Annotated in this window: 8 protein-coding genes; 7 read left to right on the top strand and 1 reads right to left on the bottom strand. The window is 72.7% G+C overall.

Going from position 1 to position 10,388, the window contains the following annotated elements:
* Nucleotides 1-275 precede the first annotated feature (275 nt).
* The 5 genes from ACFC02_RS04015 (at nt 276) to ACFC02_RS03995 (ending at nt 5,883) form a co-directional block, all read left to right on the top strand.
* A complete protein-coding gene (locus tag ACFC02_RS04015) occupies nt 276-695 on the top strand; it encodes a MarR family winged helix-turn-helix transcriptional regulator (RefSeq protein ID WP_376351795.1) in 420 nt (139 codons plus the stop codon).
* Between the two features lie 722 nt (nt 696-1,417).
* On the top strand, nt 1,418-2,284 hold the full coding sequence (locus ACFC02_RS04010; RefSeq protein WP_376351793.1) for an FAD binding domain-containing protein: 867 nt from the start codon (nt 1,418-1,420) through the stop codon (nt 2,282-2,284).
* Entirely contained in the window at nt 2,281-2,826 is a 546-nt protein-coding gene (locus ACFC02_RS04005) for a (2Fe-2S)-binding protein (protein WP_376351790.1), read from the top strand. The genes ACFC02_RS04010 and ACFC02_RS04005 overlap by 4 nt, the downstream gene beginning before the upstream one ends.
* Nucleotides 2,823-5,198, top strand: a complete 2,376-nt coding sequence (locus ACFC02_RS04000; RefSeq protein ID WP_376351787.1) for a xanthine dehydrogenase family protein molybdopterin-binding subunit — start codon at nt 2,823-2,825, stop codon at nt 5,196-5,198. Before ACFC02_RS04005 ends, ACFC02_RS04000 begins: the two co-directional genes overlap by 4 nt.
* A 19-nt stretch (nt 5,199-5,217) precedes the next feature.
* The gene (locus tag ACFC02_RS03995) at nt 5,218-5,883 is read left to right on the top strand and encodes an SRPBCC family protein (protein ID WP_376351784.1); all 666 of its coding nucleotides are present in this window, start codon (nt 5,218-5,220) and stop codon (nt 5,881-5,883) included.
* Nucleotides 5,884-6,223: 340 nt separating this feature from the next.
* Here the strand turns inward: ACFC02_RS03995 and ACFC02_RS03990 are convergent, their stop codons facing one another.
* Nucleotides 6,224-8,038 carry a flavin-containing monooxygenase gene (locus tag ACFC02_RS03990; protein WP_376351782.1) on the bottom strand — a complete coding sequence of 605 codons (1,815 nt, stop codon included), beginning with the start codon at nt 8,036-8,038 and terminating at the stop codon, nt 6,224-6,226.
* 190 nt (nt 8,039-8,228) lie between these two features.
* On the opposite strand from ACFC02_RS03990, the gene ACFC02_RS03985 reads away from it, so the two are divergent.
* Together ACFC02_RS03985 and ACFC02_RS03980 are read left to right on the top strand one after the other, a co-directional pair.
* A complete protein-coding gene (locus ACFC02_RS03985) occupies nt 8,229-9,290 on the top strand; it encodes an SDR family NAD(P)-dependent oxidoreductase (protein ID WP_376351779.1) in 1,062 nt (353 codons plus the stop codon).
* A gap of 68 nt (nt 9,291-9,358) precedes the next feature.
* Nucleotides 9,359-10,387 carry an SMP-30/gluconolactonase/LRE family protein gene (locus ACFC02_RS03980; protein WP_376351776.1) on the top strand — a complete coding sequence of 343 codons (1,029 nt, stop codon included), beginning with the start codon at nt 9,359-9,361 and terminating at the stop codon, nt 10,385-10,387.
* The last annotated feature ends 1 nt before the right edge of the window (nt 10,388 follow it).

The raw sequence follows: 10,388 nt of genomic DNA, 5'->3' as shown, positions 1-10,388 counted from the left end.
ACGCCCGTCCGGCCGCGTGCATGGCGGCCCCGCCGATGAACCGACAAATCCCAAACAGGACAGTCGATGACGTCAGTCAGTAGGCGAGTCAGGCTCATCAGCGGAACCACCAGTCATATCTTCACTGTCAGTAGGTACCTTGCGCTTGCCGGGGCTGTTCCGCCTCACGGGACACTATCTGCCCCGGCTGGTGCACCGAGCGGCCGGATCCAAGGGAGCTTACTTAGGGCAGGCTAACATCTCTGGGCAGTGGGGGAGCTGGCTAGGCTGCTGCCATGCGGCAAAGCGATGTGGGAACGAGTGACGCCTGGCGGGCGGGGGTGCTCCTGCGTCAGGTTCACCAGCGCAAGCACCAGGCGATCGACGCGGCGCTGGCGCCGCGTGGCACCTCCATGTCGCAGTACGTGGTGCTGCTGGCGATCGCCGAGCAGCCGGACGCCTCTTCGCACGAGGTGGCGGTGCGCACCGCACAGACGGATCAGTCGGTGGGCGCCATGCTGCGCCGGCTGGTGGACGACGGACTCGTGCAGCGGACGCACGGCAACGGGCGGATCTATCGCCACCGGCTCAGCGCACGCGGGCGCGAACTGGTGGAGCGCTGCGAGGGCCCGGTGCACAAGGTGCTCGCCGAGGAGTTCTCCGCGTTGAGCGTCGAGGAAGTGGCGCAGCTCAGGGAACTGCTGGAGCGGCTGTGACCGGCGCCGAGCAGGGCTGAAGCCCGCGGACCGGACCGGAGTGTGCCCGAGAGGGGTCCCGCTGTGACTCCGGACGGGATCGCCGCCGACCTCTCCAGGTGCCGGTGCGGCCGGTCTGCCACCACCTCGTCCGCGTAAGGGAAGCGCTTGTCGGTGGTGGATGCCGTCAGGGGCGCCGCGGAGCGGGACGCGAGAGCCGAGGGAAGCGCTCAGCTCCCGTGCCGCGTCGGCTCGCCGAGCGGGACGACGAGGGCCGCGGGACGTTCGGCGGCACCCAGCGGGACGGCCACGGCCGCGGGGCGTCCGGCGGCACCCAGTGGCATGAGGTCCCGCGGTGCCGCACGGTCAGCCCGCCGGGCGGACGGAGCTGTACGTCCATGTCTCCGGCACACGTGAGCCCTGCCGCCCGGCCACGGAGGGTCGCCCGGCCACCGAGAGTCGCCCGGCCACGGAGAGGTCGCTCAGCCGCGGAGTGGACGCCCGCGCACACCCCTGCGGCCAGGGCAGAAGCGGCGCCCGGGCAGTACCGGGCACTGCCCGGGCAGTACCAGGTATGACCTGATCGAGGGGGCCCCGCACCATCGGTTCCTTCCGTGACCGGGGTCCAGGGGGTTGACAGCATCGCGGTTCCCGGCGTCTCCTGTCTAAGGTCCCTTATATTTCAGCGCTTAATCATTCCGCGTGGGGTCGACCTGCCCGCGCATGAGGATCAGGTGGTGCAAATGAAACCGGGCCCCTTCGACTACATCGCCCCGACGACGCTCCCCGAGGCGTTGCGGCTGCTCGGCGACCCCGAGCGGGACACCAAGGTGCTGGCCGGCGGCCAGTCGCTGATACCGATGCTCAACATGCGGCTGGCCCGCCCCGAGCTGCTGGTCGACATCACCCGCATCGCCGAGCTGAACCGGCTGGACGTGGGTGCGGACGGGGCACTGCGGATCGGCGCCGCGGTGCGGCAGTCCGCGGTGGCCGCCGACCCGATGGTCCGTGCGAGATGGCCGCTGCTCGCGGCAGCCGTCGAGCAGATCGGGCACCCTCAGATCCGCAACCGCGGCACTGTCTGCGGCAGCCTGGTGCACCACGACCCGGCCGCCGAGCTGCCCGCGGCGGCCGTGGCCCTGGACGCGCGGTTCACCGTCGCCCGGGCGGCCGGCAGACGGAGCATCGCGGCCGAGGAGTTCTTCCTCAGCACCTTCGCCACCGACGTGGAGCCGGAGGACATCGTCGTCGAGACGCTCGTCCCGCCCCTGCCCGCCGGGACGGGCTGGGCCTTCCGGGAACTCGCCCAGCGCCGCGGCGACTTCGCCGCCGTCGGCCTCGCCGTACTGCTGCGGGCCGACGGCGTCGCGGTCGACTCCGCCCGCATCGTCTACTGCGGTGTCGGCAGTACCCCGATACGCGTACGGGAAGCCGAAGGCACCTTGCTCGGGCGCGAGTTCGGCCAGGCGGCGATGGCGGACGCGGCCCGGGCGGCGAGCACCGTCCTCGACCCGCCCGGGGACCTGCATGCCAGCGCGCAGTGGCGGCGGGAGGCGGCGGCGGTCCTGCTCGTGCGGACCCTCACGGAAGCATGGGAGCGCAGGGCGTGAACACCCCTGACGGCCATCGCCGAGCCGAGCAGCCACCGCTGCCGGAACCCACTGGCTGGCACGAGATCGACCTCACCGTCAACGGCGAGCCGGTGGCCGCCGAGGTGGAGTCGCGGCTGCTGCTCAGTGATTTCCTGCGGCAGCGGCTCAGCCTGACGGGCACGCATGTCGGCTGCGAACACGGCGTCTGCGGGGCCTGTACGGTGCTGATGGACGGCGTCCCGGTGCGCTCCTGCCTCACCCTCGCCGTGCAGGCCGCGGGCGCCGAGGTGCGCACCGTCGAGGGTCTGACCGGGGACGGCGAGCCGCTCGGGACGGTGCAGCGCGCCTTCCACGAACGGCACGGCATGCAATGCGGCTTCTGCACCCCCGGCTTCGTCATGACCTGTACCGCCCTGACCGAGCGCGCCGAGCGCCCGACCGAGGAGACGGTGGCCGACGAGCTCAGCGGCCACCTGTGCCGTTGCACCGGCTACCAGAACATCCGCGCCGCGGTGCGCCAGGCGCTGGACGAGAGCTTCGGCCCGCAGGAGGCGGAATGAACACCCCGCACACAGACGCCCCACACGGCGGAACACCCGGCGGACCCTGGATCGGCCGCGCCCTGCCGCGCGTCGAGGACGAACGCCTGCTGCGCGGGCACGGCCGCTACGTCGACGACGTCCGGCTGCCCGGCACCCTGGAGGCGGCCTTCCTGCGCAGCCCGCACGCGCACGCGCGGATCACCCGAATCGACGCGGACGCCGCCCGCGCCATGCCCGGCGTACGGGCCGTCTACACCGCCGCCGAGACCACCGCCCTCAAGCCGGTCGTCAACGAGGCCGAACTGCGCATCCCCGAACCCCTCGCACAGGCGCTGAACCCCCTGGTCCGCAAGCTGCCCTACCCCGTGCTCGCCGACGGCACCGTGAACTTCTGCGGTCAGCCGGTGGCCATGGTGATCGCGGAGAGCCGCTACCTCGCCGAGGACGCACTGGAGTCGATCGAGGTCGACTACGAACCGCTGCCGGTGGTGGTCGACCCCGACGCGGCGCTCCTCCCCGGCGCCCCGCTGATCGAGGAGAGCTGGGGGGACAACCTGGCGCTGGAGGTCGCCGCCTCGGTCGGTGACCCGGACGCGGCCTTCGCCGCCGCCGATGCGGTGATCGAGGAGGAGTTCCATGCCCACAGGTATGTCGCCTCACCGATCGAGACCCGCGCCGTGCAGGCCGCGCCGGGCTCGTACGACGGGCGGATGACGGTGTGGTCCAACACGCAGACCCCGCACCGACTGCGCGACCACATCGCGGAGTCGCTGGGCCTGGCCGCCGCAGCCGTGCACGTGGTCGCGGTGGACGTCGGCGGCGGTTTCGGCCAGAAGGGCATCATCTACGTCGAAGAGGTCCTGATCCCCTACGCGGCACAGCGGTTGGGAGTGCCCGTGCTGTGGCGGGAGGACCGTAACGAGAACCTCGTCGCGGCCTCGCACGCCCGCGAACAGGTGCACCGGATCGCGCTCGCCGCCGACGCCGAGGGAAGGCTGCTCGGGCTGCGCGACGACTTCGTGGTCAACTTCGGCGCGAGCACCTTCACGGGACTGGTCGTGCCCTACAACTCGGTGGTCCATCTGCTCGGTCCCTACCGGGTGCCGCATGTGGACGTACGGGTGCGCGCCGCGCTCACCAACACCGCGCCCACCTCCCCCTATCGCGGCGCGGGCCGCCCGGAGGCCGTCTTCGCCATGGAGCGGGCCCTGGACCGGCTGGCCCGGAAACTCGGCATGGAGCCGGCCGAGCTGCGCGCCCGCAACCTGATCACCCCGGACGAGCTCCCCTACCGCACCGGGCTGCTGGACCGGTCCGGCGACCCCCAGGAGTACGACTCCGGCGACTTCCCCGAACTGCTGCGCCGGGCAACGGAGATGGTCGACCTGCCCGGGGTCCGCAAGCGCCAGGCCGAGCTCGCGGCGGCGGGTTCCGGCCACCGGGTCGGCGTCGGCTTCGCCGTCTACCTGGAGGCCACCGGTCTCGGCCCGTTCGAGTCCGCCCGCGCCTCGGTGCTGCCCGGCGGGCTGGTGCGGATCGCCCTGGGAACTCCCTCGCAGGGGCAGGGGCACCGCACCAGCATGGCCCAGATCGCCGCGGACGCGATCGGCGTGCCGTTCGGCGCCATCGAAGTCGTCGGTGGCGACACCGACACCGTGCCGCACGGGGTGGGCACCATCGCCTCGCGCGCCCTGGTCACCGCGGGCAACGCCACCCACCTGGCCGGGCGCCGGCTCCGCGAGCGAATCCTGGCCGCGGCGGCCGACCTGCTCGGCGTCCCCGCCGGGGAGCTGGCTCTTGACGGGGGCGACGTCCAGCACCCCGGATCCGGTGCCCGCGTCGGTCTGGCGCAGCTCGTCTCCGACGGCTGCGAACTCAGCGAGACCGCCTACTTCCGGCCGCCCGGCTTCACGTACTCCAGCGGCGCCGGCGCTGTGGTGGTGGACGTGGACACCGCCACCGGTCACGTCGCCATCGAAAAGTACGCGGTGGCTCATGACGCGGGGCGGATCGTCAACCCGGTGATCGCACACGGGCAGGTCGCCGGGGGCATCGCGCAGGGCATCGCCGGCGCGCTGTACGAGGAGATGCGCTACGGTCCGGACGGCCAGCCCGTGACCACCACCTACATGGACTACCTGGTCCCCACCTCCGCCGAGGTGCCCGACCTGGAACTGGCCGAGATCGCCACGCCGAGCACGCTCAACGAGCTCGGGGTCAAGGGACTCGGCGAGGGAGGCGCCATCGCGCCACAGGCCGCCATCGCCAATGCCGTGGAGGACGCCCTCGCGCCGTTCGGCGTGGTCGTCCGGCGTGGCCCGCTCACCCCCGACCGCGTCCGGGACCTCCTGCGCGAGGCATCCGGCGCCACTGCTTCAGCCGCCGTCTGAACACCCTGGGAGCAACACCATGCGACTTGAGAACCGCTTCACCGTCCCGGTCCCGCTCGACGAGAGCTGGAAGCTCTTCCAGGACATCGGTGCCGTGGCCCCGTGCATGCCGGGCGCTGTCCTCGACACCTTGGAGGGCGGCCGTTTCACCGGCCGGGTCAACGTCAAGGTCGGCGCGGTCCAGATGAGCTACCGTGGTCAGGGGACCGTCAGCCATGACGACGCGGAGCACGCCCTGACCCTCGATCTGAACGGCAGCGAGACCCGCGGTGCCGGGACCGCGGCGGCCAAGGTCACCGCCCGGCTCACACCGGACGGGGACCGCACCCAGGTGACCGTCCGCACCGACCTCGACCTCACCGGCCGGCCCGCCCAGTTCGGCCGTGGCATCCTGGCCGAGGTCGCCGACCGCCTCGTCCAGCAGTTCGCCGCCGCGCTCGCGGCCTACCTGATTGCCCGTCAGGAAGACGGTGGCGCGAGCGTGGTCGGCTCGCCGGGTGCGACGTCCACGTCCTCCACCACCCCCGAGTCCGCCCCGGCCGAGCCCGGAGCCGTGGACCTGGGCGCCGCCCTGCTCCCCGTCCTCGCCAGGCGCGCCGCCAAGCCCGCCGCGGCACTCACCGGCGCCGGCCTGCTCGTCTGGCTCCTGGCGCGCCTGCTCCGCCACCCCCGCCGTACCACCTGAACAGCGCTTCCCCGACGCCGGTCGGCGCGGGCGGTCCTGCCCGGCGTGACGTCGGGGACGGTCGGCACTGCGCAGGTCAGGGCGCCGCGGATCTCGGTCTCACGCATGACGCCGTGGCACATGTGCCGCAGTGCCTCGACCGGGGTCCGTGCCGCTTCGGGCACGCGCTCGGCGGGGCCGGAGCCAGGGCCGCGATCCGGCCGTCGACAGACCGTCGCCCGTCACCAGTGCCGCCCCGAAGCCGGCGGTCGGCGACCGACCGTCCCGTCAGCGGAGAGAGGCTCCGCCCAGCCGGCTCTCCCGCCGATGTGCCGTCGCGCTCTACTGAGGGGGCGGGGTGTCACCCCCCGCAGGTCCTGCGCTCTTGGAGGATCTCGCCGAGGTCGTTCTCCCGCCAGCGGCGCAGGAGTTCGTGGAAGGCGACGGCGCCGTGCGGGTACGCGGTCGGGCCGTTCGGGCGTCCGCGTCCCTCCCCGTTGTAGTAGCCGGGGGTGCACTCGGCGTGGAACCACTCATGGTCAGGGGCGCCCTGTGAGCAGACGTCGATCCAGGCGTCCTCGGCCTCCGGGGTGGGCTCCACGAGGGCGTCCTTCGCCAGCGCGGCGGCGACGAGGGCGGCGGCGTGCAGGGCCTGCTCGTCGAGGATGTGCGTGAAGTTCACGCTGCTGGCGTTCTGCAGCGAGCCCATCCGGATCAGGTTGGGGAACCCGTGGCTGGTGAAGCCGTGGAGGGTGCGCGGGCCTCGCTCGGCCCAGGCGTGCAGGAGCTGGACCCCCTGGCGGCCGGTCACGGGCAGCTTCCCCGAGGTGACGCCGGAGACGCCGACGGAGAATCCGGTGGCGAAGACCAGGCAGTCGAGTTCGTACTCCACGCCGCCCACGACGACGCCGCGTTCGGTCATCCGCTCGATGCCGTGGGTGTCGGCGGTGTCCACGAGGGTGACGTTGTCCCGGTTGAACGCGGCCAGATACGTGTCGGAGAAGGTGGGGCGCTTGCACGCGTACCGGTACCAGGGCTGGAGGGCGGCGGCCGTGGCGGGGTCCGCGACCTCCCTGACCACTCGCTCGCGGATCCGGTTCATCGCGGCGTGGTCGGCGGCCTCGTAGGCGGCCTCGAAGTCCGGCTCGCCGGCGCGGCGGAAGCTGGGCAGCAGCTTCTCCAGCAGGGCCGACGACGCCGTCCACCGGTCGGTGACCAGGTCCTGCCCGGCCTCCTCCCCCGAGACGATCCGCAGGAAGTTCTCCCTCCGCTCGGCGGCCCAGCCCGGCCGGTCCGCGCCGACGTCCTGCGGTGTCATGCGCCGTTGCCCCCGCACGTCCACGGAGGAGGGGGTGCGCTGGAAGACGTACAGGTGCCCCGCGTCCTCGGCCAGCTTCGGGACGACCTGGACGCCGGTGGCACCGGTCCCCACGACGCCGACCCGCTTGCCCGCCAGGCCCGTCAGTCCGCCGTCCGGGCCGCCTGCGGTGTACCCGTAGTCCCACCGGGAGGTGTGGAAGGTGTGGCCCCGGTACTCCTCGATCCCGGGGATGCCGGGCAGCTTGGGCTCGGTGAGCGTGCCGGTGGCGATGATGACGTGGGTGGCGTGGAACGCGTCGGCGCGGTCAGTGGTGACCTGCCACTGCTCGGCGTCCTCGTCCCAGGTCAGGGATGTCACGGCGGTGGAGAACAGAGCGTCCTCGTACAGATCGAACTGCTCGGCGATACGCACCGCGTGCCGGCGGATCTCCTCGCCCGGCGCGTACTTCCACCGGGGTACGTATCCGGTCTCGTCGAGCATCGGCAGGTAGACGTGCGACTCGATGTCGCAGTGGACGCCGGGGTAGCGGTTCCAGTACCAAGTGCCTCCGAAGTCGCCGCCCTTCTCGATGACGCGGACCCTGGCGACGCCCTCTCGGCGCACGTGCGCGCCCGCCAGGATCCCACCGAACCCGCCGCCGACGATCGCCACGTCCACCTCGTCGTGCAGCGGTTCGCGTCCCGTCCCGCCGTGGGCGTAGGGATCGGCGGCGAAGTAGCCGAACTCCGCGGTGGTGGACCGGTATTGGCCCGGGCCTTCGGGGCGTACGCGGCGTTCGCGCTCGACGCGGTAGCGCTCGCGCAGGCCAGCGGCCTCCTGCGGGGTGGGCGGGTTGTCGCACTGCGGAAGGGGCATCGAAGGCGGATCCTCTCGTGCGGGTGGGGGAGGCGCACTGTTCGCCACGCGGCGCGGGCGGGGCCCTCGCAGAGCTTCCGCGCGGTCAGCGGTAGCGTAACCCATGAACCGGACACTATTGTCCGGTTGAGGCGCCCCGACCCGGTCCCACACCGCTCCGCCCCCTCCCCCACGACGCGAAAGGCCCGCCATGTCGAGCCCCGCCCCCGCCTCCCCGCTCCGCGACCGGCCGGCGGATCACGCCGCCGGACAGGTCCTGCGCGGCCTGCCCGCCTCCCGGGGGCAGAGCGAGGAGGCTCTCGCGCCCACGCTCGGACTGCCGTTGGAGCAGCTCGTGCAGATGTCCGGTGGCGCGTTCCCGCCGGAGCCGCCCGGAACACTGGTCACCGCCGCCGAGACCGGCCGGGTTCCCGCGGGCCCGCCCACCGCTCCCCCGGCGGCGGCCGGCACCGTCCGCGAGGCTGCCCCGGGCCTCGGGGCAGGTGCCCCCGAGCCGTGGTCCGAGCTGATCACGCGGGGCCGGTTCGCCGAGCAGACCGTCGTCGTCACCGGCGCTGCTTCCGGCATCGGCCGGGCCGTCGCCTCGCGCATCGTGCGCGAGGGCGGCCGCGTCGTCGCGGTCGACGTCTCGGCGGACGGACTCGCCACGCTCGCCGCCGAGTTGGGCGAGGGGGTCGTGCCCGTCGCCGCCGACATCACGGCGCCCCAGTCGGCCCACGCCGTTCTGGCCGCGGCCGGCGGTGGCGTGGACGGCCTGGCGAACGTCGCGGGGGTGATGGACGACGACGCAGCCGTGCACGAGGTCGACGACACGCTGTGGGCCCGCGTCATGCGTGTCAACGTCGAGGGCCCCATGCGTCTGATGCGCGCTGTCGTTCCCGGGATGCTCGCCGCGGGTGGCGGCCGGATCGTCAACGTCGTCTCCGAGGCCGCTCTGCGCGGCAGCGCGGCCGGCGCCGCGTACACGGCGTCCAAGCATGCGCTGGTGGGGCTCACGAAGTCGTCGGCCTACCAGTACGCGGGCACGGGCGTGCAGGTCAACGCCGTCGCCCCGGGAGCGGTGGCCACCGGGATCCAGCTGCCCGGCGCGGCGCCCTACGGATCGGTCCGTACCGCGAAAATGCGCGTGGCGATACCCGGTCTGGCCAGGGCCGAGGAACTGGCAGCCTCGATCACGTTCCTGCTCAGCCGGGACGCCGTGAACATCAACGGCGCGATCCTGCCCTCCGACGGCGGCTGGTCGGCCGCCTGACATCCGCCCGGACTCCCGCACGCACGACGTCCGGTTGCGCCGGACGACAGGAAGGAGCACATTCCCGCATGCTCACGTACCGCGCGCCACGCGCCCTGGCGGGCCTGGCAGTGCTCGCGCTCGTGGCCCTCACCGGCTGCGGCACCGAGAGCGCCGCCCCGGCCTCGAAGACCACGACGTCCGGTGTAGGCCGCACCATCCCCGCCACCCGGGTCGCGCACGTCACCGACGTGCACCGCGCCACGGGATCGACCCTGCTGGAGGGCCCGCTGCTCGTCGGGGACGGCGACCTGTACGTCGTGGACGTCACCGCGCCTCCCGGCGAGCCCAAGGTCATCTCCCTCGACGTCTCCACCGGCGAGCACCACGGCATCTACACCGACGAGCGCGGCGCCTACACGTCCGCGCAGATCAGCCCTTACGACGGGCGCCTGTACCTGACCGACTTCGCCACCGGGTCCGTCGTCAGCCTCAGGCCGGACGGTTCGGACGCGCGCGTCTTCTTCTCCGGCGAGGTCAGCGGTTCCCGCATGACTCCGGACGACGTCGCCTTCGACGACGAGGGCAACCTGTACGTGAGCGACTCCCACGGCACCGAACCCGGTGACACCGGGGGCCGGATCGTGCGCGTCGACCGCGGCGGTACGAAGGCAACCGTCCTGGCCGACGGCCTCGCCCACCCCAACGGGGTCATGTTCGACCCCGAGCGGCGCGGCCTGTGGATCAGCGAACTCACCAGGAACACCGTCTCGTACCTCCTCCTCGACGCCGACAGGACCGCCGTGACCTCCCGGCACGAGGCCATCCACGTCGACGGCGGCCTGGCGCAGAGCGACTCCATCGCCGTGGACGCCGCCGGCAACCTCTACCAGGCGCTGCACGGCCGGCCGGCCATGGTGGTCTACAGCAAGTACGGGGAGCGCCTCGCCACCGTCGAGATCCGCGCCAAGGACGCCTCGGGGTTGCGGTCGGCGACCAATGTCGCGATCACACCGGGCGGCAGGACGGCGTACATGACGGTCAGCGGGCCAGGCGGCGGCTACGTCTACCGGTTCGAAGCCCTCGCGCAGGGCATCCGGCAGTCCAACGGCGGCTGAC

It is taken from the genome of Streptomyces sp. NPDC056160 (assembly GCF_042268205.1).
Lineage (GTDB): Bacteria > Actinomycetota > Actinomycetes > Streptomycetales > Streptomycetaceae > Streptomyces.
Note: the sequence above shows the minus strand (reverse complement) of the source record. Positions and strands in the feature narration are given on the sequence as shown.